A 26,740-nucleotide genomic window follows, 5' to 3' on the forward strand; every position below is an offset into this window, starting at 1 on the left:
AACAAATCATAAAGCATTGAAAATCCTGAAACCTAAATTTATTCAAGCAAACTTTCTGAATATAAATTATTATGATAATAGAATCAAAGATGGAGATATAATTAATATTGGTAGCTATAATGGAAGATTTATAATGTATTTACACATGGTTAGATTATTAACCTAATCAGGAATCAAGCAGGTGAGGTATGTTTGGTTTTTATGACTTTTTTAAGAATAACAGATATAAAAAGCAATATTTTCATTGATACAAATTATCCTTCGCACAATATACTCCCCAGATAAATACTATCTGATTGTCTGCTTCGGTCTGCAGCTACAAAAGCGATGTAAACTTCTACCTGTTTTCCCCTAAAACTATTTGGTATTATCAACTCGTCATGCCCCGATTTTCTAAAAGCGCCTGTGGTAATAAATATCGCCCTCCCCAACTCCACACAGTAGGCCATTAGCATAGCCTGATCCTGCATAGATGTATCCAGCATCTTTTCGGTTCTCCAGGTAAAATCAATGCTGCCGTTAGCAATATTAAAAATTGCTGCTGTCTCAGCAGGAAGGGGAAGTTCTCCAACACTAAGTTTCATTTTTTTAGGAATTATCCGAAAATCAGAATCGATAGCTTCTATAGCATTTTTTAACAGGTATGATTTTGCAGCAACAAAGCCTTCCGAAGTTGGGCTATAATTTTTAAAACCTGTCCTTAAAAAAGGAGTCAATGGTTTTAGCCATGCCTGCGCCTGCGCAAAACGTTTCCTATTAGCCATTTCTGCATCAGACACTTTTCCTGTTCTTTTTTTGGGCAGTGCCCGCATATAAGGAATACCCTTCCAAGTACAACCTACAACTGTTCCTACTTTACCCGTAAAAGGGCCATTTATTCCAGAAGTAAATTTAGCCATATATTCTTTTCTATAAATATACTAATAATACATTATTTAAAGTAAAATTACAGGAAAATAAAAAAGACTTAATAGGAATAAAGTCCGTATAATTTTCCTGTTATATCCGAGTAATGTCCCTGTAATATCCCTGTTAATATAAAACAAATTTAAAATATGTATAAGAGGATTTGAAGAATTGCAAAAGGAAAGCAAACCGGCAGAATTACATTTCGATAAAACAACTAAATATTGTTTTAAATTATTTGTTCAGGCAGATCAACCATTATTCAGGTAAATCAAGCTATTAATATTTGTGCTTTTTACAATTAATCAGCGGTTCTTAAATCTTAATTAGCGTACAATATAGAATTGGCTTTGCATACCATGATGGGGTGTAGTAAGCATGCACTAGAAGCGTAAGGATTAATCAAAAAAAATCATAAAAAATTTGGATTGGTAAAAAAAATATCTACTTTTAGGTAACGTTACCGTAAAGTAGATATTATAGGTAATAAATGCACACCAAAATATAAACTTATTATCATGAAAAAACAATGTTCTATAATAAAAGAGCCCGTTAACTAGATCTGGCACAAAGGTTAAAAGTTTTATTTATTCAAATAACGTTTACGTAAACGTTGCAGTTTTTAGGTTTTTATTTAAGTATTGATTATGTTATCAAAGTATTTACAAAAAAAAGTAGGTATTGGACTGGCAATTTTGATCTTTCTGCCTTTTTTTATTAAGGCGCAAGAATTGAGAAAACTGTCTGGGTCTGTAATAGACGAAAGTAATAAAGAGCCTTTAGTAGGCGCAATAGTAAAAGTTCAAGGGACCAATAGGAACGTGGTAACCTCAGTGAGTGGCGGCTTTCAGATATCGGCAAAAACAGGAGAAGTATTGGAGGTTTCGTATATGGGTTATAAAACACATACCGTACGAATAGGAGCTAGTTCTAATTATAACATTGCCATGAAGCTGGACGAAAGGTCGCTAAGTGAAGTAGTTGTAATAGGATACGGAGCAGTAGCGAAACCAGATTTGACAGGGGCGGTTTCCCAGGTCAAATTGCCAGATCTGGAAAAGGCACCAGTTGGGTCTTTCGAGCAAGCTTTACAGGGGCGTGTTGCAGGGGTAGTAGTCTCTTCTACAGACGGGCAGCCTGGAGACGCGATGAATATTGTGATTAGAGGAGGTAATTCCTTGACTCAAAGTAATGCTCCTTTATATGTAATTGATGGATTTCCAGTAGAGGATGCCAGTAATTTAAGCATTAACCCGGATGATATAGAATCAATGAATATATTAAAAGACGCATCTTCTACCAGTATCTATGGCGCCAGAGGAGCCAATGGTGTAATAGTGATTGAGACAAAGAAGGGTAAAGTTGGCGCTCCGGTAGTAACTTTTAACAATACTATAGGATTGCAAACTGTTCAGAAAACTATAGATATGATGAGTCCCTATGAGTTCGTCAAATATCAAATTGAAATGGATCCGGTTAAGGCGGATCAATATTATCTTGCAGGATATGGGAAAACCTTAGAAGATTATAAAAATATAGAGGGTATCGACTGGCAGGACGAGATATTTCGTACCTCTTTAAACCGTATACATAATATTGGAGTACGTGGAGGAAATACGCAGACCAAATATTCTATTTCTGGCTCTATTTATAGTCAAAATGGTATAATTCTAAATTCTGATTACGATAGATACCAGGGACGCATCACTTTAGACCAAACGGTGAATAAGAAACTAAATGTAGGGATTAATGTAAATATCTCTCGAAGAATAGCTAATGGAACTGTAGTAAGAGAAGGGGATGTCGGAAATACTATTACTTCTAATTTATTAACCAGAGCGTGGGCCTATCGTCCGGTTACTGGATCTGGAGTCAATTTACTAGAGGAAGAAGATGATGACGAAGTTATCAACCAATACGATGCGCGTTTCAATCCAGTAAGTGTAGCCTTAAATGCAAGTGATAAGAGAAGAAATACAGATATCAGTACAAATGCTTATCTACAATATAAGTTTACCCCAGCTTTAACTTTTAAGAGCGTGGGGACTATGTACAATGCCACCTCAGGTACAGAGAATTTTTACAGTTCGAAAACACCTCAGGGCACTAGTAAGAGTTATTTCAATTCAAAAGGTGTAAACGCCTATACAATGTTTGGTGAAAGATTAACTTTATCTAATAACAGTACCTTAACTTATAACAAAACCTATAATAAGGCACATAAATTCACGGCCATGGGAGGAGTGGAGTTTCAATCTTCTCAATACAAGGCCTATTCTTATTCTACCCAACAAATACCAAATGAAGAATTAGGTATGGCAGGTATGGACCAAGGTAATCCTTTAGCTACAATGTCTACATTTTCGGAATATTCCTTATTCTCCTTATTCGGAAGATTAGATTATAACTATAAGTCTAAATACATTTTTACCGCAACAATGAGATCTGACGCATCATCTAAGTTCTCAAATAGTAACAGATGGGGATACTTCCCAGCTGTGGCAGCTGCTTGGAATATGCACACTGAAAAATGGTTTAAAGATAATATGCCTTTTGTAAGCTCTTCTAAGCTAAGAATTAGTTACGGTTTGAACGGCAATAACAGGGTATCTGACTATACACGATTCTTAAGTTTAGATATGCCTATTTCCAGTGCCTATTCCTGGGGAAATTCTAGCCCTACTGTCGGCGGATATATTACCAGTTTGCCAAATAGAAATTTGAAATGGGAAACAACAGAATCTATGGATTTGGGTTGGGATCTTAGCTTTTTCAAAGGTAAATTAGATTTTGTAATAGATCTTTACAGAAAAAACACTAGAGATCTATTGTTAAATGCGAATATAGCCCCAAGTTCCGGCTATAGTGTTGCTTATAAAAATGTAGGCAGTGTACGTAATGAAGGTATTGAGTTTACTGTAAGCAGTATTAACCTAAAAACCAGGAAATTCTCCTGGACTACTGATTTCAACATCAGTTTTAATAGAAATAAAGTGCTAGCATTAAATGAGGCTCAAGAGAGACTCTTTAATACACCTTCATTTATTTCTCAGTATTCTACCAATCCTCTATATATCTCAGAAATAGGAAAGCCAGTTGGACTATTTTATGGTTTTATATGGGAAGGAACCTATAAACAGGAGGATTTTAACGGCACAATATTAAAGCCAAATATAGCCGGAAACGGAGATCCAAGAGAACAAATTCAGCCTGGAGATATTAAGTATAAAGATTTGAACGGTGATGGAACTATTGATGCCGGAGATTTAACCATTATAGGTAGAGGTTTGCCGATACATACAGGAGGGTTAAATAACAATCTTAATTACAAAAACTTTTCATTCAATGTGTTCTTCCAATGGTCTTACGGTAACGATGTTTATAATGCCAATCGTCTAACTTTTGATGGAAATGGAAATGAACGGATATTACTTAATCAGTATGCTTCTTATATAGATAGATGGTCTCCTGAAAATCCTACATCAAACAATTATAGGGCTCGTGGGCAGGGGCCTTATGGTTATCATTCTACCCGGGTACTTGAAGATGGTTCTTACATAAGATTGAAAACTGTCTCTTTAGAATATAGTATCCCGTTTAAGTATATTAAGTATTTGAGTATGAGTAAACTGGATTTAGGGGTGGCAGGTCAGAACTTATATACTTGGACTAGATATTCAGGTATGGATCCAGAGGTTTCAACAAGGAATGTGACACTAATGCCTGGATTCGATTATTCTGGTTATCCATTAGCAAGGACAATGGTATTCTCATTAAAGGCAACATTTTAATAAATAAGATATGAAAGGAATTAAATATATTGTTTTATTGGTGATGTTGTTGAGTACAACATCATGTGAAAAATTCTTAGAAAAGAATCCTCATGATTTTTTATATGATACAAATAAATTATATGCTACCGAAAAAGGATTGGAATCTGCGATGGCAGCAGTTTATGATCGGTTAGGGGCTTTACATGGTACTTCGTGGTTGTATTCTTTAGGTCTTGAAGCAGATGAAGGTTACTTCGCCAGAGATGGCTATGCAGGCGCTCAGCATTTCGACTTTCCAACTAGTGATTCTGGAGTTCTATTTGTTTGGCGAACTTTATATGAAGGTATAGAAAGAGCTAACGTGTTTTTAGAGAATTTGGATACCAATCCGAATATTTCTGAAAGCTTCAGAAATAGACTTAGAGGAGAAGCTTTATTTTTAAGAGGGTACTATTATTTTATATTAGTTCAATCTTATGGAGGTGTACCATTGAGAACAACCTCAACGGGTGATGCTACAGATAATATGGAGAAACCCAGAAATACTGTTGCAGAAGTGTATGCCCAGATTTTAGAGGATATGGAAGCTGCGGAAAAATTGGTTCCAGAGATTACTGAAATTGGGCATGGAGGTAGAGTTAGTAAATCTGCAGCTAGAGGTTTGTTGGCTCGAGTGTGTTTAACTATGGCTGGTTACCCACTAAAAGACGAAAGTAAATATAAGGTAGCACTAGACTGGGCTTTAAAGGTAAAGAATAGTGGTATACATTCACTCAATCCTGATTTTACCGATGTTTTTGTGAAATATGCTCGTGATGAATATGATATTAAAGAGAGCATTTGGGAAGTAGAATATTGGGGAAATAAAACTGATATTTATACTGAAACAGGATACGTTGGTTATGTTGGGCAACCTCAAAATTCAAATACTAATACAGGTAATGGTTTTGCAGGAGTAAAAGCAACTCCTTATTATTATAGAAAGTTTAATGATTTTGATATAAGGAGAGATTGGACCATAGCTAATTTTACTTATGGTAACACCGGCCCCAATGGATTCAAGACCGTTTTAACTACTATTTCAGATGCTAATATATACAACAGGGCTGTTGGTAAATGGAGGAGAGAGTTCGAAAAGCTAACACCTAAAACAAATGGAGCAACTCCTCAAAATTTTCCACTACTGCGCTATTCCGATATACTTTTAATGATTGCGGAAGCAGAAAATGCCATTCATGATAAACCAACAGAATTGGCTTATGATTGTATTAATCAGGTACGCAGAAGGGCATATGGTACGGGCTTTAGATTAAAAACGTTTACCAGATCTGCTGCAGGTAGTGGTTATACTAATTCTCCTGTACCTTGGATAGTGATAAAGAATACTGAAGGACATGAAGGAGCGAGAGCCTTAGTTCATATCAATATGACTAGTGGTGGATTGGGTACTACCTTAACTTATAGTAACTACGGAGCCTTTTACAGTTCTACAGCACCAGAAGTAGAAGTAATTAGTTTTGATGGCAAAGGATCGGGGGCTAAAGTTACCGCAACTGTAGAACCTATTGATCCTACAGTTGCTAATTTGCCTAATAATTTAGATAAAAGCGACTTTTTAAAAGAACTTCAGGATGAAAGGAGCAGGGAGTTAGGCTTTGAGCAAATGAGAAAGTTCGATCTGATTCGTTGGGGTATATTTTTCACTGTGATGAATGAAGTTTACAATCAAGCCATTTCTATACCACCGTCAACACTGGCTAATGTTATTACAAATCGGTTCTATAATGCTCGATTAGAAAAGAACTTATTATGGCCTATTCCAGCTACAGAAATGTTAGTGAATAGGAACATGGTTCAAAATCCAGGTTGGTGATAATCAAATAAATTCTAAACTCATGAAAAGGAAATTTTTGTTTTATTTAATGTCCTTAATAATGTTGATCACATCTTGTGATAACGTTTTGGATGTAGAAAAACTTGACTTTGATGTTCAAGTAGAAAAAACCACTTATAAAGTAGGTGAGAATATATTATTTAAATTGCAGGGGGAACCCAGATATATAAACTTTTTTTCCGGAGAAGTAGGAAACGACTATGATTATTTAAATAATTCCAGGTACGTAAAAAATAATTTCTTTAGTTTTTATTTTACATTACAATACCAATATCCTACAACTGAACAGCAAGTAGAAGTTTTTTTACTAAAAGATTTTGATGGAGATAGAAGTGACTATAATGTTATTAGTAATCTCGGATCGGATAAAAAAATAGACGTTACGAATAGATATCCCTTGGTTACAGCCAGAAATGGAGAATCAGGCATTAGTAATAAACCAAATTTAATGGACTTAGTAAAACCTGGAGATAAATTTAATATAGCTATAAGGTATAGAAAGCGAGCACCTAATACTGCTGGAGCCACAATTTGGTTTAGTAATCTAAAGTTATATTACTCAAACGGAGTTAATTCTTCTGAGACAGCTTTGTCACTAAAAAATGACTTTTTGCAATATTGTGCTTGCAATGAAAATAAAATTCCAACTCGCTCTGAAAACAGAAGCTATAATACAGCACCTACTCAGTATATTATTATGTGGCCTAATACTACAGCTACCGTGAATACAGCTAATACGGCAGCGGGATATACCAAATATAGCGTAGCATCTGAGCAAGATGAGTATTGGGTTACTAAGCAATACACTGTTGAAGATGGCTTTGAGATAAAGGACTGGTCAAAACCTATAAAGTCATATACTGATCCAAAGCTAACTTTTTATAATTATGTATACCAGAATCCTGGTACTTACAAAGTCGTTTTTGAAGCAAAAAATGCTTCTGCTAAGGGAATGAAAAGTCTTACAAAAGAGGTCATCTTAACCATTACCGAATAAGCTAATTAAAAATATATTATGAATATTTTAAAGTCTTGTTGTCTTTTTCTGTTACATGTTTTAACATTAAATCTAAAAGCTCAAATTAGCTCTCCAGGCGACACAGCAAGTATTAACAAATATATAATACCTTCATCATTGATGGAGCTTGATGCAACAAGAATAGGAATCGTAGAAGATAACAGGGTTCAAAATCAAAAAGGTATATCACTTAAAGAGGGTAGTAAAAGTTATATAGAAGCGCCCGATGCCAGGCCGGATATCACTATTAATCTGCAAGATGTAAAATCAGGAAGGTATAGAATGCATACTGTTGCGTACACTAACGCGTATGGAGCAGAGCTAATGAAAAAGGCTAAAGGTAAATACGAGTCTTTATTTATGAAGATTCAAATAGATGATCAAAGGCCGACTAAAAGGGTAGTATATGTACCGTGGGACCGTCCCAGACAAGAGACTGGAAAATTTGATATCGATAAAAATAAAACCATGAAAATATGGCTCCCAAAAGGAGTCATATTTGATAGGGTTGAGCTATCAACTTATACACCTCCAAAGGTTCCTTCACAGGCAGTTAATTATTCACCAAAAGTTGTTCCTTTAAATACAAGACCAAGACTTTGGGTAAATAGTGAATCGCTACCAATTGTAAAATCCCGTTTAGAGAAAGGAGAGAACAAAGCTTATTGGGAAAAGGTAAAGAATTCAGCTTTACGACCTTTCGAATTTAAATTTGATCCGAAAGAGGAAGTCGCTTTCAATGAAGAATTGGAAAAAGCGGCAGAATTAAAAGCATTTTATTACTTGATGACAGGTGATAAAAAAATTGGTAGAGACGCTATCGGGTTAATAAAAGACTACATTTCTCATGTTGAATTTGGTAATATTCTCGATATTACAAGAGAGATTGGAAGAACGATTTATATTTCATCGGAAGTTTATGATTGGTGTTACGATATAGTTACTCCGGAAGAGAAAAAGATTATTGTTAGCAATTTAATGAGATTGGCTGATGATATGGAAATTGGCTGGCCACCGTTTCTTCAAAGCGTCGTAAACGGACATGGTAATGAAGCTCAGGTAAATAGAGATTTATTAAGTATGAGTATAGCTATTTATGACGAGAATCCACAGCCTTACCAATATGTTTCTTATGCGCTACTGGAAAACCTGGTTCCCATGAGAAAATTTGAGTATCAGTCTCCCAGACATAATCAAGGTGTGAATTATGGTTCATATAGATTTACGTGGGATATGCATGCTGCCTGGTTGTTTTATAGAATGACGGGTAAACCAGTATTTGATGACAATATTAAAAATGTACCTAAATTTTGGCAGTATATGAGGTTGCCTGACGGGGAAATGTTTAGAGATGGCGATGGGTTTGGTAGTGCTGCTCCGGGAAAATCCTATTATTGGAAATCACCGCTATGTATGTTTTTATCCTATAATTATTCCGGAGATCCAAAAATAAAAGGAGAATTTGAAAGACAAGGAGGGGTGTTGGACAATTCGGTTTTGTATCTTTTATTGAATGACCCGGCTATTAAAGCAGATAAAGACTTAAATTCTTTGCCTTTAACTATGGATTTTGGTCCGGTTCTGGGATCTATGGTAGCGAGGACGGGTTGGAATATGGGCAATACCAGTAATGATGTAGTGGCAGAGATAAAAGGTGGTGGATATCATTTTGGAAATCATCAACATGCAGATGCCGGCGCTATGCAATTGTACTACAGAGGACTTCAGTTTGGTGATATAGGTGTATATAAGTTTTATGGCACACCTTACGATTATAATGTAAGCAAGCGGTCTGTAGCTCATAGCATGATGCTAGCATTAGATCCTAAGGAGAAATTTGATAGAACAGACGGAAATGATGGAGGGGCCCGCTTTATTCAAATTCATCCTAAAACACCGCAGGAAGTAACAGGAAATCCTGTCTTCAACTATGGTGAAATAATTGCTAAGGATTATGGGCCTTCATTACAAAAGCCATTCTATAGTTATTTTTCTGCAGATTTAACTAAAGCATATAGTAAAAAACTCGAATCCTATAAAAGAAGCTTTTGTTTTTTGAACCTGGAGCGAGCGGATATTCCCGCTATGATTGTGGTATATGATAATATGGTTACCAGTGATGCCACTTTTAAAAAGTACTGGCAAATAAATGCTTTCGAAGTCCCTGAGATTAAATCGGATGAAATTGTATTGCATAGTCAAAAAGGTGAATTAACAGGAAATACTTATGTAAATATGTTACTTCCAAATGCATCTGACAGAAATATTGTTGTAAAAGGAGGAAAAGACGCAAATGAGGTCTTTGGAAAGAAATACACAGCTCCAATTGTCAATAGAGAATCTTCGGCTAATAGAATCATGATTTCGCCAAAGAAAGATCAGAAGAAAGACCAATTTTTAACTGTATTTCAGGTAACTGCAGATTCTATTAAACCTATGCCTTTAAAACATTATGATACAGGGCGTGTGAGTGTGATAGTGGCGGATAAATATGTTGTATGTATCAATAAAGATGATCAGTTTATATCTGAATCTTTTCAGATAGATATTCCGGAAAAGAAAAACTATAAAATAGTGCTTACAGGGCTTCGTTCGGGCAAATGGGGCGTCATGAATTCAAAAGGAAAATTAATTGCAAGTATAGAAGTAAAGGAAAATAAAAATTGTGGGTTTTTTGAGGCCATTCAAGGAAAATACATTATAAAGCCTATTTAGCGTAATAGGTTCTTAAAAATGACAGCTCAAAAAGTCTAAAATGTTTCATTTCCGCGGCTTTAAAAAGAAAGATCCCATTTAGAATAGCTTCTGAATGGGATCTTTCTTTTACTCGCCCGGATAAACTGGCGAAGAAGAGCGATACAAGAGCTTTTAAATAACCCTCTGACCGTATTTATAATTACTTGCCATACGATTCATCCCACTTAGCCTTGATTTTATTTAGTAATTGAATATTTAACATCAAATGTCGGGGTGTATGGTAATTCTCTATGCGAATACCCTCTTTCTGGAAAGTCATTTTTCTATCGCCCCCTATGTTCCATAATCTATATCCGTGTTTTTCTAGAGGATAGGTGTTTATTACATGGTTATAAGCTTTATCAAACCATCTATAGGCCCATTCATCATCGGTGAATTCAATAATCATCATTAATCCTATTAAGACTTCCTGTTGTGCCCACAGGACCTTTTCAAGCAGCCATTTGTTCTCGTTTACATTTTCCAGTCCATGAAAAACGCCTCCGTAAACGTCATCCCAGGCTACTTCTACATGATATTTGAATAAATCACAGGATTTATTAAACAGAGCATGATCGTTCCTTCTAATGGCCTCATCCATAATCATCCACAGAGATTCTATGGCATGCCCTATGTAAACAAATTGGTCTAAACCGTCTTTGGGAAGCGAAAGATCTTTTTCGAGAAACTCTACCATCAGACCAAATTCAGGATTAAGGTGATGGTTGAGCAAAGCGTCTAAACATCTGTCTGATAACGCCTCTATATCTGCATCATATTCATGTTTAAGTATGCTTTTTGATAGACTTAACATAATCATCCAGTGTCCTAAAACTCTTGGTTTCCTTATGGTAGATACATCAGGTCTGTAGTCAAAATCATATAGATAATCTTCGCTGTCGTATAATTTTACACAATTAAAAAGAATGTTTTTTGCCTGGTGCATGTAAGAAACATCGCCTGTTGCAATGCTATATTCAATTAGTCCTTCAGCAACAAATAAGTTTCCATAAATATCAGGGCTACGCTCTTTTAAATCATTGCCAAATTGGTCATAAGACCATGGCCACAACTCGGAGTCAGTTTTAGCTTTGAAAAGTAAGTCGATAGTCTTGTTCGCTATTTCTAAATATTTAGGGGCTTTTTTAAAGTTGTTGTATAAATAGGAATATACCCAAACTCCACGTCCATCAAACCAAGTGCGTTTATTATTAGTAATATTATTTCCGCTCCTATCTGTATTGCATTTGAATCCACCATATTGATGATCTATAATGTATTCATCCATAAAAGGTAGAAAATCGTTAAATAAATTTTCCTGATATTGCTTTAATAGTTCATCGGCTGAAAATCCCGCTATTTTTATATGCATATATTTAAGTGTTAATTGTCTTTTTCTAATGCCTTTAACATATTCTCTGCTTCTGGTTTTACATTCTTAAATAGAAGTCCCCATCCAACGTAAATAATCATAGAAACGATGATAGGAGAGGATATATCTACTGCCAGACTTACAGTAGCAAAACTCTTTAGTAGTATAAAAGTTAACAGACCTCCGAATATAGAAAGCAGGGCAGCTCTGCTGTCACTATATTTAAAGGCAGGTAATAAACCTAATATCATAGGAACGGCGGTTGGTCCAACTAAAGCGGCAAACCATGATATGATTAATCCAAACACTCCCCCGAAAGATTTAGATTCAAAGGCTATAATTATAGTAACAAGAACAAATAAGAAGGTTGTTATTCTGGCAATAAATAACATCTTTCTTTCATTAAATGAGGTTATTTTTTTATATAAAACGGGTAAAATATCCCTTGTTATTACAGCAGATATGGTATTTGCATCAGCTGCGGTCATTGCCAATGTATTTCCAAACATAGATGCTAACAGCAAACCTACTAAACCATGTGGTAAAAATTTCATGGCCATTAATGCATAAGATTGTGTAGGATCAGCTAAATCCTTCAAAAAAATAGGCGAGGCAAACATCGGAAAGAATAGTACTAAAGGCCAAATCAAATACATTAACATAGAAAGCATAGCCGCTTTTTTTGCTTCTGAACCTGAGGGAGAAGATATAAACCTGGTTGCTAAATGCCATGTACCACCACTATAGCTAAAAAAGCTGATAACCATATATGATATTGCAAAGCCTAATGTGTAAGGTGAATTAAAGGCATCGGAGTGACTTTTTGGTAATCTGTCCCACATGGTGAAAATTCCGGAAGCACCGTCGCCTAAATTAATTAAAACCATTACCAATAGCGTAATGCCTGCAACAAATTGAATAATAAAAGATGCCAGATCATTTATTACATCAGCCCACAATCCACCAATTGTTATGTAGATCATACTTACAGTTCCGGCTAATAAGATTCCATGAGCAAATGAAAGTCCGGTAAAAGCATTTAATAAAATTCCTATAGCGGCCCATTTTGCGCCCACATCGAAAATTTTTATGATGACACCACTCCATGCCATTACTTGTTGAGTAGGTAAATTGTATCTAAGTGCAAGGTATTCCGTAGGCGATTGGATTTTTAGCTCTGATCTTAATCGCGCCCATCTGGGAGCAATAATAAATGTTGTGCCAATCATAGCGATCGAAATACTTAACGCCCACCATATGTAAAGTGTGAACCCGTGAGTATATGCTATCGCTGCGTAGGCAACAAAGACAGCTCCACTGTACCCAGAAACGTGATGTGAAATGCCAGAGAGCCACCATGGGAGTTTCCCTCCTGCGGTATAGAAATCTGCTGATGACTTGATACGCATGTATCCCCAAACCCCCATAGCCAGAAGGACAAAGAAATAAGTAAAAAGAATGATGTAGTCTAAATTTGCCATTATAGTGGTATTGTTATGTTATTTATAATTGTGTACGTTAACGAAGTTAAATGGTTTAGGTTTAAATTCAAAATTATATAGAAAGAAAAAAAGAAGGAGGTATTTGCAGCATCTTAAGAAAGACAGGTTCCGGACGACTATTTTCATAAAATATTTAAAGTTGAATTTGAAAAATATTTCATATGTTTACGTTAACGAAGGAATGATGATAGCTTGGATTTACCTTATAGGAGACGGTGGATTTTTACCAATTATTGTTTAACCACTTCTTCTTATACAGCATGTCAAACAATAATGTGTTATTTCGAATTGTCGGATGGTAAGTCCTATTCAAGTAGTCTTTAATATGGTGTCCGTTATAAGTGGTCATCGGAGACAAAATTTTCAGATGAAATTTTGTCTCGATGACCGATAATAAATGACAGCAATTATGTACCGTTTATGAATACTGCATTATAAAGATTGTGGATTTATAGCCAGTATTGAAAGAGGAATAATGACATAAATATACCAAGACCAATTACTGTTAATTGACGATTGGTTGATCAAACGAAAAATAAGCGATAGTTATGAGAAGACGTGATTTATTGAAGTCATTGGTGATTTTTGGCGTAGGATCCATTATAAATCCTATAAATGTGTGGGGGTGCAACATGAGTTTGAATGATGGACATATTAATGAGCAACACATATTGCTACTTGACGAAATTGCTGAAACAATTATTCCACGTAATAAAAAGGTACCTGGAGCTAAAGATGCCGGAGTCGCTTCCTTCATAGCTAGTCATATAAAAGATTGCTATACTGTTGACGAAAGAAGGCACTTGATAGCAAGCATTTTGACGATAAACGAAACAGCTAATCAACGATTTAAAAAACCTTTTGCCAGATTAGGGAATAAACAAAAAGAAGAATTGTTAAAAGCCTTTGATAAGGAAGCTACTAATAATAGTGATTCAAAAAATATTGCTTACCTAAACTACACAAAGCTTAAAAACCTTATAGTGTTTGGTTTTTTTACCTCGGAATTGGGGGCGACTACATGCTTGCGTTATTTATCTATTCCCGGATACTACAAGGGAGAAATAGCATATAAAAAAGGCGATAAAGCCTGGGCGTTAAATTAGAAGTGTCTTTATGATAAATTTGAATATCAAAGGAAAAGAACTGCATACATATGATGCTATTGTAATAGGATCAGGCATTAGTGGTGGATGGGCAGCAAAGGAATTTTGTGACAAAGGGTTTAAAACTTTAGTTCTGGAACGAGGCAGAGACATAGAACATATAAAGGACTATCCGACCGCATTAAAAAATCCGTGGGATTTTCCCAATAGGGGAAGAGTTCCATTGAAATTAAAAGAAGACAATCCCATTACATCAAAATGCTATGCTTTTGGTGAGGATACTAAGGATTTGTTTGTAGAAGACAAGAAGCATCCCTATATACAGGACAAGCCTTTCGATTGGATAAGAGGATATCAGGTTGGAGGAAAATCGTTAATGTGGGCAAGACAAACACAGAGATGGAGTAAATACGATTTTGAAGGTCCGGCGAGAGATGGATTTGCAGTAGATTGGCCGATACGGTATGCCGATTTAGCACCTTGGTATAGTCACGTTGAAAAATTTGCTGGCATAAGCGGAAATCGAGATGGCCTGGATACCCTGCCAGATGGTGAGTTTTTACCACCATGGGAAATGAATGCGGTAGAAAAGTTCATACAACAAAGCATCATGACAAACTTCAAGAATCGTAACGTGATTATAGGACGTTGTGCGCATCTTACTGAACCGAAAGAAATACACCTGCAACAAAACAGAGGAAAATGTCAATCTAGAAATTTATGTCGCAGAGGCTGCCCTTTCGGAGGTTATTTCAGTTCTAATTCATCGACACTTCCCTGGGCAGCAAAGACTGGTAATCTAACGTTACGCCCCGATGCAGTTGTTCATTCCATTATTTATGATGAAAAAAAAAGTAAAGCAGCCGGCGTTAGAGTAATTGACAGAATTACGAAAGAAGTTACTGAATATTATGCCAAAGTAATATTTGTGAACGCCTCAGCATTAAATACAAATCAGATTTTGCTTAACTCGATTTCTTACAGATTCCCCGAAGGCTTAGGAAATGATAATGGGCTGTTAGGTAAATATATCGCATTCCATAATTATTCAGGAAGTGTATCTGCTGATATTGATGGATTTGAAGATACATATTATTATGGAAGAAGACCTACTGCTGTGATAATGCCTAACTTCAAGAATGTACATAAACAAGAAACAGATTTTCTAAGAGGGTATATGGTTTTTTATAGTGCTTCGAGAGCTTCATGGGGACATATGGTTAGTGGAGATCAGATAGGCAGTAATTATAAAGAAGAAATAGCGGAGCCAGGAAAATGGAATGTTTATATGATGATGCAGGGAGAAACCATACCGAAAGAACAAAACAAAGTACAGCTAAGTAAAGAAGAAAAAGATGAGTGGGGAATACCGTTATTGAAAATTGATGTTGGATATGATGACAATGACAGAAAATCCAAAGAAGATTTCTTTAAAGAGGCCTCAGATATGATGGAAAAGGCAGGTTGTAAAAACATCAAGGCAAAAAATAGAAATCAAAATCCTGGACTGGATATTCATGAAATGGGAGGTGTAAGAATGGGTAGGGATCCTAAAACTTCATTATTGAATGGTTTTAATCAATTGCATACATGTAATAATGTATTTGTTACAGACGGGGCATGCATGACTTCCACGGGAACTCAAAACCCATCTTTAACTTATATGGCATTAACTGCAAGAGCAGTAGATTTTGCGATTAAAGAAATGAAAAAGAATAACTTATAGCTTATTTAGAATGAAGATCAGAGTTTTAATTGTCGGGTGCGGAAATATGGGGACTTCTCATGCGCTGGCATACCATAATATAGAGGAGTTTGAAATATGTGGCTTGGTTTCAACAGGAGAAAGTAAGGTTGTACTTAATAATAAGCTTGGCGGTAAATATCAATTATTTTCGTCTTACGATGATGCCCTTGAAGAGACATTACCTGATGCAGTGTGTATTTCAACTTATCCGGATACACATGAAGAATACGCTATAAAAGCAATGGAATGCGGCTGTCATGTGTTTCTGGAAAAACCAGTAGCAGATTCAATTAGCGGAGCCGAAAACGTAGTTCAGTTTGCAAAGGCGCATAACAAAAAATTGGTAATTGGCTATATTTTAAGGCATCACCCTTCCTGGATAAAGTTTGTCGATATTGCTAAAACTTTAGGGCGTCCATTAGTAATGAGAATGAATTTAAATCAGCAAAGCTCGGGGAAGAATTGGGAAACGCATCAAAATATAATGAAGAGTTTAAGTCCTATCGTAGATTGTGGAGTACATTATATTGATGTAATGTGTCAGATTACCAGGTCAAAACCTATTTCGGTACACGCGATTGGGGCCAGATTAACTGAAGATATTCCGCAATGGAATTATAATTATGGTCAATTACAGATAAAATTTGAGGACGGGTCAATCGGATGGTATGAAGCTGGCTGGGGACCAATGATGAGTCAGACCGCTTTTTTTGTTAAAGACATCATCGGTCCAGATGGCTCTGTTTCCATAGTCGCCCAGAAAGCGGAAAATGAAGGTAAATCAGACTCTGTAGCTGCTCATACAGCGACAGAATCACTAAGGATACATCACTCAAATCTAAATGCTAATAAGGAGTTTGACTTGGCAGACGAATGGGTCAATTTAGAAGATGAACCCAACCATAATGAATTATGTGAAAGAGAGCAAAGGTTCTTCTTAAAAGCAATTATAGAAAATGTTGACTTGACAGAACATAACCAAGATGCAATAAACAGCCTTAGAATAGCCTTTGCTTGTGACGAGTCAATAAGGGAAAATCAGGTAGTCAAATTTTAATGTTTAAGATACTAACATTTATAAAATTCTTCTTTTCTGAATTTTAGGAAAGAAGAATTTTAGGTAAAATGCAAGGTTATCTTTACAACTTAAGAGATAAATCAGCGAGCTTTTCTTTTGAACTTTTAAGATCTTACCTTATATCTTGATACGATATAAACCTACAATTACCGTGACTTTTGCAATATTGAAGCTCTCCAAAGCTAAAATATGAAAAAATAATTTTGATTTTAAAATTATACTCTATATATTCGGTTACGTAACCGTAAATAAGTTTGTAAACCATTCTATAACTATTTTTCAAATGATGTATAATTTCTCTTTTAGATGGGGTAATCCCAAATTATTACTGAATCCTCTAGTATATCTGTGTATAACTATAATTCTTAACAGTTTAATTGTTAGTAAGAAGAGCTTCGGTCAGGCTCCAAGTACATCTTTGGTCGGAAGGGTCACTGATGTCGACGGACGTGAAATCCCGGGAGTGGAAATCTATACCAGAGAGTCAGCAAGATCATCAATATCACAAAAATCAGGTTTGTATAATTTGAATATCGGAAAATCGGATTCCACAATCATATTCAGTAAAGTTGGTTATATACAGTTAGAGCTGGCAATAGGAGATAGAAAGGTTATAAATGTTAAGTTACAACGTGAAAAAACTGTGTTTAACGAAACAATTAATTTAGGATATGGATCCGGTTCTTATCAAGAAGTGGCGGGGTCCCTGGTGCAAATTAAGCCAGAAGACTTTATAAAAGCTCCTGTTAGTGATTTTATTGAAGCATTATCTGGAAGAATAGCAGGTGTGAAAATAAGTTCGCTGACAGGGCAGCCGGGTGAAGCGATGGATGTAGTTGTCAGAGGAGCGAATTCTTTATATAAAAATTACTCTCCCTTATATGTAATTGATGGTGTTATTGTAGATAATATTGGTAACGTAACCGTTAATCCTGAAGAAATATCTTCTTTAACTGTTTTAAAAGATGCTTCGTTGACTTCAATATATGGTGCCAGAGGAGCGAATGGAGTGTTAATAATTAATACTAAAAAGGGACTTCCTGGTAAATCGACAATTTCATTCAATACTACAGTCGGCTTTCAGCAATTTACAAATAAGATCAAGATGATGGATAGCTATGATTTTGTGAAATATCAAACCGAAATTAATCAGCAAAAAGCAAATGAGCTTTATAACAGAGCTTCTTTAAATCTGTCGGATCCCTTATACAATGCCTCTGGGCGCACTTTATCGAGTTATAAAAACATAGAAGGAATTGACTGGCAGGATGAAATTTTCAGAAGCAGCCCCATACAGATTCATAATATAGGGATAAGAGGTGGAGATAAAGATACCCGATATTCTTTATCAGGATCAATTTTTGATCAAAACGGAGTAATTATAAACTCAGGTGCAAATAGGTATCAGGGAAGAGCAACATTAGACCAAATAATTAGTAAGAAAATTAGAATTGGTTTAACGGCGAACTACGGACGTTATAGTAAAAATGGCTATGCTGTTAATGGTGAAGATGTGTCCAATTCTACAAATTATGCTTTATTCCGAGCTTGGGGAGCAAGACCGGTGTCCGGAGAATCTAACATTAATTTATTAGACTATGCCATAGATCCAGATTACAAAACATCTCCCTTAGTGAAATATAATCCGATAATATCAATAGAAAATGAAAGTAAAACTTATACTACTTCCAATTTATTAACAAGTGCATATTTTGAGTTAGATATTCTCAAAAATTTAAAGTTTCGTTCTATAGGATCGTTAAATGCTGATAGAAACAGGCTGGATATATTTTATAATTCTAATACTCCCGGCGGTAATTCTGCTTTAGCTGCTAATGGGGCTTTCAGGTATATGAAAAGCAAATATTTTACTAATGAGAATACTTTAAACTATGCCAACGTTTTTAAAGGGGCACACTCTTTAGAAGTATTAGCCGGTTTTTCATATTATAATGGAATGAGGGAGTTATTTGGTTTTAGTGTATCTAATTTGCCAAATGAAGATATTGGAATTTATGGATTGGACGAAGGATTGCCTTATGCAACGGAATCTAATATGTCAAAATATTCATTCAGGTCATATTTTGGTAGAGTAAATTATGACTATAAATCTAAATATTACTTGTCTGCGTCTTTAAGAGCCGAAGAATTACCATTTACAAATAATATTTTCTCTTATTCACCATCTTTTTCGGTAGGATGGAATATGATGGCCGAAAATATATTAAAAGGTTCTAAAATAGTTTCCACGTCTAAACTGCGTTTTGGCTACGGTCAAATTCAAAGCTGGGCATATGAGCCATTTGATTATATAAGCACTTTTGGAAAACCAGATGCTGCTTTTAATGGATTGTTAAATTTAGACGGTAGACGTGAAACTATAGAACAATATAATATCGGATATGACTTTGGTCTTTTTAAAGACAAAATTGCATTAAGCCTTGATGTATACAGAAAAGAAAATGTAGGTACTCCTTACCTTGCTTCTATAAGAAACGAAGGTTTAGAAGTTTCTTTAAGCACAAACAATATCCAGGCAGATAATTTTAAATGGACGTCTCATTTTAATGTCGCATTTAACAAAAACAAAATATTATCTATAAATAACACTGATGCCATCTATTCGCAAGTGGGTAGTGATTTAACTTCTCCCTTATATGTCAGCAAACCAGGATATTCCGCAGGGATGTTTTATGGATATGTATTTGATGGTATTTATCAGGTAGAGGATTTTGATATGACCGGCGGGGTTTATATCTTAAAATCAGATAGACCTGACAATGGTTCACCACGAAGTAGCATTCAACCTGGCGATATCAGATATAAAGATTTAGATGGTAATCTTAGTATCAATCAAGATGATCAAACTATTATCGGAAGAAGTGCTCCGAAGCATTTCGGAGGATTATTAAATAACTTTAACTATAAAGCTTTTGATTTGAGCGTATTATTCCAATGGTCTTATGGTAACCAGATATATAATGCCAATAGAATGTTATTCGAGGGGAATTATTCTAACCTGATGGGCTTAAATCAATATGCTTCTTATAATGACAGATGGACAGCCGAGAAACCTTCTAATGAACTTTTTAGAACCGGCGGGCAAGGGCCAACAGGTTTCCAATCCAGTAGAGTGCTAGAGGACGGATCTTACTTAAGATTAAAAACCATTTCTATAGGATATGCTGTTCCTAAGAGGCATATAAAATCATTGTATTTAAGTCAGCTAAATGTGCGTTTTTCAGCGCAGAATTTATTTACAATAACTAAGTATTCTGGTTTAGATCCTGAGGTTTCTGCAAGACATTCGGTACTTACTCCTGGATTTGATTATGCGGCTTATCCTCAAGCAAAAACAATTTCATTAGGGCTTCACGCTACTTTCTAAATAACCTAAACAGAAAATTATGTGCAATTATTATATAAAGCCTGGTTTGGCAACTCAAAGTAAATTGAAGACAGTGTTTAATTTCAAATTAATCTTAGGCTTGTTGTTGTTGTTTGCAATTAAGCAAACAAAAGTTTATGCAAGTATTAATACAGCACTTGGTAATACTTATCTCATTCAAAATCAAAAAATATATATAACAGGTAAGGTAACGGATGGTTCTGGTGTTGCATTGCCAGGCGTAAATATTCAGGTTAAGGGAGCTGGTTTTAAAACAATTTCAGACCTGAATGGAAATTACCGAATTGAGGTAAGCCAATTAGGTGTTACTTTGGTATATAGCTATTTAGGTTTTGCAACGCAGGAGTTCAAAATTAATTCTTTCGTTAGAAATATTGTGATGAAAGAAGAGACGCAAAGTCTTGAAAGTGTGGTTGTAATAGGATACGGAACCGTTAAGAAAGACGATTTAACAGGCTCGGTGGCGCAGGTAGAAATGACTGATTTGTTAGAAGCGCCTGTAGGTTCTTTCGATGAAGCATTAGCCGGCCGTGTTGCGGGTGTACAAGTTTCGTCTTCGGACGGCCAGCCAGGTGGTGCTCCGGATATAGTTATCAGAGGAGCGGGGTCTTTAACGCAAAGTACAACGCCATTATACGTAATAGATGGTTTCCCTATAGAAGATCCTGATAATGCAGCTATTAATCCAGAAGAAATCGAATCCATGAACATCTTAAAAGATGCTTCTGCAACAGCGATTTATGGTTCCAGAGGATCGAACGGTGTAATCATCATTCAAACAAAAAAGGGAAAAATAGGCAAGCCGATTATCACATTTAACTCTTCTTTAGGTTTCCATGAAGTGCAAAAGACCATTGATATGATGACGCCGTGGGAGTTTGTTAATTTACAGATGGAAATTAGTCCTAACAGAACTAAAGAGATTTATACAAGAGCCGAGCTTGATCCATCAGATGCCAAGTATTTAAGTGTAGAAGAAGGAGGAAGAGTGCTAGAGGATTATAGAAATATGAAAGGTATAGATTGGCAGGGTTTAATGTTCAGGAAATCATTAACTCAAATTCATAATATCGCAATTAGAGGTGGTAATAGAAATACCAAATACTCACTTTCCGGGTCTATATTTGATCAGGATGGTATTATTATCAATACTGGCTCAAAAAGATATCAGGGACGGATTACTATTGACCAAACTATCAGCAAAAAGCTAAGGGGCGGAATTACCGCAAATTATAGCGATAATTTAAGAATTGGTCAGGCAGTAAATGCAGGTGCATCCGGGAGCAATTTTACATCTTTTGCTTTATACAGAACGTGGGCATATAGACCAGTTGCGGGTGTGGGAAATGTAGATTTGGTAGATGATATATATGATGGGGATGAATACGAAAATACGTCTGATTTAAGGTTAAATCCAATAATCACGAGCCGAAATGATTATACATATAATCTAGGTACAAGTTTCATGACTAATTTATACCTTGAATACGATGTTGTAAAGAAGTTGAAATTTAAAACAACATATTCTATATCAAGCAATACGGGCGAAGGAAGGTTTTTTTATAACTCAAATACACCACAGGGTAGCCCACAAAACCGAACGCAGGCATGGCTTACAAACGGAAGGTTTTCTACTTCTGAAACCACGGTATGGTCAAACGAGAATATTCTGACCTATAATAATACCTTTAACAAAGCACATAAGATTGAAATGATGGGAGGTTTCTCCTTTCAGGAAGGATTATCTGAGTCTTTTGGTTTTACTACTAAATATATACCTAGAGAAGATTTAGGCATTTATGGTCTTGGTTTAGGTACGCCGCATGCCAGCGTAGCGACAGCAGGAGAATATAGTCTTGTTTCTTATTTTGGAAGATTAGTTTACGATTTTAAGTCTAAGTATTTTATTACCGCAACTTACAGGGCAGACGGCTCGTCTAAATTTAAGAAAGGAAACCGATTTGGATTCTTCCCTTCTGCCGCATTTGCGTGGAATATGAAGAGAGAGGGGTTCTTGAAATATAACCAATTAATTTCTGAGTCTAAGATAAGAGTGAGTTACGGAGCAATAGGTAACAATAGAATTGGCAACTATGATATTTATACACAAGTTACAAGTGCTTTAGCTAATACTTATTCGTTTGGAGATGAAGTACCAGTAGGAGGTATAGCCATCTCGAAATTAGGTAACGATAATCTAAAGTGGGAAACTACTAAACAATTTAATTTGGGTTACGATTTTGGTTTGTTCAAAAGTAGAATAAGCTTAACGTTCGATTACTATAATAAAGTTACTGAAGATTTATTAATTAATGCTGATATGCCTACTGCAACGGGGTATGAGCGAGTGTTTAAAAATATAGGATCATTAAAAAATGACGGTTTCGAGTTTACTTTAAATACAATTAATATTAGAAACAAAAATTTTTCATGGAGATCTAACTTTAACATCAGCTTCAATAGAAATGAAATTATTGAGTTAACAAGAAACCAGACCAGCATGTTTTCTAACATGACTGTGGGACAAAATACTGCTGCTCTTTACACCTCTAGAATTGGTTACCCGGCAGGAATGTTTTATGGATACATTTTTGACGGCATTTATCAGGTAGAGGATTTTGATGTTTCTTCAACAGGAGCATATGTGTTAAAATCAAATTTTTCTGATAATGGTAGCGTAAGAACAAACATTCAGCCTGGCCATATTAAATACAAAGATTTAAATGGTGATGGTACGGTTGATGATAAGGATATGTCTGTTATCGGGAGAGGACAGCCAATCCATACAGGAGGGTTTACAAATAATTTTTCATACAAAAATTTCTATCTGAATGTATTTTTCCAATGGTCATACGGTAACCAGATATATAATGCCAATAGGATGATTTTTGATGGTAACTATATTAATTTATACAATGTAAATCAATACGCAACATTTAATGATAGATGGACCCCGGAAAATAGGTCTAACACGATATATAAAGTAGGCGGCCAGGGGCCCGCAGGCTATTTTTCAGATAGAACTATAGAAGATGGATCTTACTTGCGATTAAAGACTGTGGCCTTAACTTACAGTATACCGTCAAAATTTATAAAACCAGCATATTTAAGTAAGCTAAGTTTGAGAGTTGCGGCTCAGAATTTATTAACATTTACTAATTATTCAGGGATGGATCCCGAAGTGTCAACCAGGCATTCTGTTCTAACCCCTGGATTCGACTACTCACCGTACCCGCAGGCTAGGACTATTACTTTTGGATTAAGCGCAACATTTTAATTAAACACCTAACAATATGAAAAAGATTGTTTACTCATTACTGGTATTTATTGTAATAAGTGCTAGTTCGTGTGAAAAATTTCTGGAAAAAAATCCATTGGACTTCTCGCCGGAGCTGACTGATTACTATAACACTCCGGAAAAGCTAGAGTCTAATATCAGATCAGTTTATCATTCATTACAAGCATTTTCTCTTTATGGAACATTAATGCATTATAGATTAGGATTTGAAGCGGATGAGGGTTATTACGCTCGCTCTAGCCCTACCAGTGGGCCTCATGCAAATGATTTTACTTCTGGCCATTCTGATATTAATTCTTTTTGGCGTGATTTATATTCAGGAGTTGCAAGAGCCAATAATTTTATCGCAAACGTGGATTCTAATCCCTCTATTGATGTGGACTACAGAAATAGACTTAGAGGTGAAGCTCTCTTTTTAAGAGGTTATTTCTATTTTATGCTTGTAAAAACTTTTGGTGGAGTTCCATTAATATTAGAGCCTTTAGCTGATGTGGATAATATAGATATTCCAAGAGCTACAGATAAGGAAGTTTACGACCAGATTCTTGCCGATATGAAAGAGGCAGAAACACTAGTCGCAAGTATTCAGGAAATCGGCCATGGTGGAAGAGTTAACAAATCTGCTGTTAGAGGTATATTAGCAAGAGTATGTCTTTACATGGCAGGTTATCCTTTAAGAGATTTAACGAAATATCAGGAAGCTAAAAATTGGGCATACAAGGTTATATCAGATGCTGGGGCGGGACACACATTAAATCCAAGCTTTAGCCAGATTTTTATTAATTATGCGCAGGATAAATATGATCCTAAAGAAAGTATTTGGGAAGTAGAATTTAAGGGAAATGGACAGGATGCTTTCAGCGAAATGGGGCAGGTTGGTTATGTAAACGGGCCAACAACAACATCGGATGTAATAGGTCAGGGCTTTGGAGGGGTAAAAGCAACTTCTAAATTATTCAATATTTATATTTTGGGCGATTTAAGAAGAGATTGGACAATTGCAAGTTTTACCTATAGTGGAACAACTCATAATTTCACTGGTTCTTATACTACTTCTGTAACTCAAACTTATTTAAATAACAGAGAAGCGGGGAAATTTAGGCGTGAATATGAAACTTTAAAGCCTAAACATAAAACACAAACGCCTCAAAATTTCCCTCTTTTAAGATATTCTGATGTCTTATTAATGTATGCAGAGGCAGATTATGAAACTGTTCATTTAGGAAATGAAGGTTCTAACGGAATACCAAGCGATTCTGCTAAATTATTGGTTAATCAGGTTAGATTAAGGTCTTTTAATGTTGGAGGAATTAAGATTAGAACGAATACTTCTAACCCTACTACTGCGACTAATAATTTAGGTTTTGGTATAAACGCGGGAGGAAGCGGCTATTTATCTGCTCCAACAATTACTCTACCTAATACGAATCCAGCAGGAACAACGGCAGGTATTTATGCGAAAGTTTCAACAGCGGGAGTAATTAACTTTTTTGACTTGGAGAGAGACCCGGTAACAGGATATAAAATGGGGTCTAAATATACATTACCTAATTTTTCTTATGTGACCATCACGCCGACCAATGGCGGAACTGGAGCTAGAGCAAATGCAAGGTTTTATACAGCTGAAGAAGGTGAATTAACTGCCGCCGAATTGAATGATTTTAGAAAAGCTATTCAAGATGAAAGAATGAGGGAATTTGCTTTTGAAACAATAAGAAAAGGGGATTTAATTAGATGGGGAATATTTGAATTCGAGATGAGACAGGTAGCAAATATATTAAGCAATGCAGCGCTAACATCAAACTATTACTATAGTTATTTCGCAAATGTGAGAGAAAAACATAAGCTGTGGCCAATACCAGCCAGAGAAATGAGCTTGAATAGAAAATTAGTGCAAAATCCCGGATGGTAATTTAAAAATTTATAAAGTATGAAAATTATAAAACTAGCATTTATTGCATTAATATATTCTTCCATTATTTCTTGCAACAGAGACATTGAAATCTCTCCAGGGCTGGAAGAATTTGAAGTAAGTACAGACAAAACAATTTATAAAGTTAACGAAGAAGTAAAGTTTAATCTAAAGGGAAACCCGGATATCATCTCTTTTTATTCTGGAGAACTTTATAGCCAGTATGAATATAAAGAGGCCAGGGAAATTATTTTAGATAAAGCAATCCTGAGTTTTAGCAGCACATATCCGGATGCAACATCCACTACCGTTCTACAAAATCCAGACTTCAAAGTGTTGGTATCTACCGACTTTAATAACGTTTATAACTATGAAAGCTTAAATGCTGCCAATTGGATAGATATTACTTCACGATTTAATATTCAAACATCTGGAATTGCTGCTGTTGCAGCAGGATCGTACCAAATTTCTGATTTAGCAGTACCGGGAAAGCCATTGTATATAGCATTTAAGTACGCAAGTAAAAAGCAAGAGGAATTTGGTAAAATAAGAAGAAGAACAATTACGCTTTTTAATGTAACTGGCACATCAATATTTGGTGATCATCTTTTGGGAAATCCATCATCTTCTAATTTCAGGTTAATTGAAAAGAGTGAGGATTCTAAAACCTTATCAAGTATAACTTCAACAACACTTACTTTTAATGGTTATTCCAGGTCTTTACCTACTGATCCGGATCCCGAGACTGATACCTGGATTGTTTCTAAAGCTTTTGATTTAGGAGTACTAGATAACGGTCCCGATAGGCCAATCGCTATTAAGGGGAATGTAGATCCGGCTTTAACGACTCACTATCATGCTTTTACCAAAGCAGGCGAATACATAGTTACTTTTGTTGGTATTAACGCAAATGTTAGTGGTAGAAAAGAAATTGTTAGACAGGTTAAAATAACAGTAGAATAAATGTATTACTAAATGTTATTTGTGCT

General features: G+C 35.6%; 14 protein-coding genes. 11 read left to right on the plus strand and 3 right to left on the minus strand.

Features of this window, described 5'->3' with window-relative positions; all coding sequences use genetic code 11:
• Positions 1-254: 254 nt before the first annotated feature.
• Positions 255-899 carry a DUF6266 family protein gene (locus PEDSA_RS03410; protein ID WP_013631757.1) on the minus strand — a complete coding sequence of 215 codons (645 nt, stop codon included), beginning with the start codon at positions 897-899 and terminating at the stop codon, positions 255-257.
• Positions 900-1,553: 654 nt separating this feature from the next.
• Between PEDSA_RS03410 and PEDSA_RS03415 the strand changes: the two genes are divergently transcribed.
• The 4 genes from PEDSA_RS03415 (at position 1,554) to PEDSA_RS03430 (ending at position 10,306) form a co-directional block, all read left to right on the plus strand.
• A complete protein-coding gene (locus PEDSA_RS03415) occupies positions 1,554-4,697 on the plus strand; it encodes a SusC/RagA family TonB-linked outer membrane protein (protein WP_013631758.1) in 3,144 nt (1,047 codons plus the stop codon).
• A 10-nt stretch (positions 4,698-4,707) separates the two neighbouring features.
• Positions 4,708-6,552: a RagB/SusD family nutrient uptake outer membrane protein gene (locus PEDSA_RS03420; RefSeq protein ID WP_013631759.1), complete on the plus strand. Its 1,845-nt coding sequence runs from the start codon at positions 4,708-4,710 to the stop codon at positions 6,550-6,552.
• A gap of 61 nt (positions 6,553-6,613) precedes the next feature.
• Positions 6,614-7,570, plus strand: coding sequence for a DUF5017 domain-containing protein (locus PEDSA_RS03425; RefSeq protein ID WP_041536957.1), 957 nt, complete (start codon positions 6,614-6,616; stop codon positions 7,568-7,570).
• A gap of 18 nt (positions 7,571-7,588) precedes the next feature.
• On the plus strand, positions 7,589-10,306 hold the full coding sequence (locus PEDSA_RS03430; RefSeq protein WP_013631761.1) for a hypothetical protein: 2,718 nt from the start codon (positions 7,589-7,591) through the stop codon (positions 10,304-10,306).
• A gap of 181 nt (positions 10,307-10,487) precedes the next feature.
• Here PEDSA_RS03430 and PEDSA_RS03435 read toward each other — a convergent pair whose 3' ends face one another.
• A complete protein-coding gene (locus PEDSA_RS03435) occupies positions 10,488-11,699 on the minus strand; it encodes an AGE family epimerase/isomerase (protein ID WP_013631762.1) in 1,212 nt (403 codons plus the stop codon).
• An 11-nt stretch (positions 11,700-11,710) separates the two neighbouring features.
• On the minus strand, positions 11,711-13,180 hold the full coding sequence (locus PEDSA_RS03440; protein ID WP_013631763.1) for a sodium:solute symporter family protein: 1,470 nt from the start codon (positions 13,178-13,180) through the stop codon (positions 11,711-11,713).
• Positions 13,181-13,749: 569 nt separating this feature from the next.
• Here PEDSA_RS03440 and PEDSA_RS03450 point away from each other — a divergent pair.
• The 7 genes from PEDSA_RS03450 to PEDSA_RS03480 all read left to right on the plus strand — a co-directional run bounded on the left by PEDSA_RS03450 (position 13,750) and on the right by PEDSA_RS03480 (position 26,714).
• Positions 13,750-14,307, plus strand: a complete 558-nt coding sequence (locus tag PEDSA_RS03450; RefSeq protein ID WP_013631764.1) for a gluconate 2-dehydrogenase subunit 3 family protein — start codon at positions 13,750-13,752, stop codon at positions 14,305-14,307.
• 10 nt (positions 14,308-14,317) lie between these two features.
• Positions 14,318-16,033, plus strand: coding sequence for a GMC oxidoreductase (locus tag PEDSA_RS03455; protein ID WP_013631765.1), 1,716 nt, complete (start codon positions 14,318-14,320; stop codon positions 16,031-16,033).
• Between the two features lie 10 nt (positions 16,034-16,043).
• Positions 16,044-17,111 carry a Gfo/Idh/MocA family protein gene (locus PEDSA_RS03460; protein ID WP_013631766.1) on the plus strand — a complete coding sequence of 356 codons (1,068 nt, stop codon included), beginning with the start codon at positions 16,044-16,046 and terminating at the stop codon, positions 17,109-17,111.
• Positions 17,112-17,415: 304 nt separating this feature from the next.
• On the plus strand, positions 17,416-20,520 hold the full coding sequence (locus tag PEDSA_RS03465) for a SusC/RagA family TonB-linked outer membrane protein (protein ID WP_013631767.1): 3,105 nt from the start codon (positions 17,416-17,418) through the stop codon (positions 20,518-20,520).
• A gap of 19 nt (positions 20,521-20,539) precedes the next feature.
• On the plus strand, positions 20,540-23,818 hold the full coding sequence (locus PEDSA_RS03470; RefSeq protein ID WP_013631768.1) for a SusC/RagA family TonB-linked outer membrane protein: 3,279 nt from the start codon (positions 20,540-20,542) through the stop codon (positions 23,816-23,818).
• A gap of 16 nt (positions 23,819-23,834) precedes the next feature.
• Entirely contained in the window at positions 23,835-25,751 is a 1,917-nt protein-coding gene (locus tag PEDSA_RS03475) for a RagB/SusD family nutrient uptake outer membrane protein (protein WP_013631769.1), read from the plus strand.
• A gap of 18 nt (positions 25,752-25,769) precedes the next feature.
• Positions 25,770-26,714: a DUF5017 domain-containing protein gene (locus PEDSA_RS03480; protein WP_013631770.1), complete on the plus strand. Its 945-nt coding sequence runs from the start codon at positions 25,770-25,772 to the stop codon at positions 26,712-26,714.
• The last annotated feature ends 26 nt before the right edge of the window (positions 26,715-26,740 follow it).

The organism is Pseudopedobacter saltans DSM 12145, assembly GCF_000190735.1.
Lineage (GTDB): Bacteria > Bacteroidota > Bacteroidia > Sphingobacteriales > Sphingobacteriaceae > Pseudopedobacter > Pseudopedobacter saltans.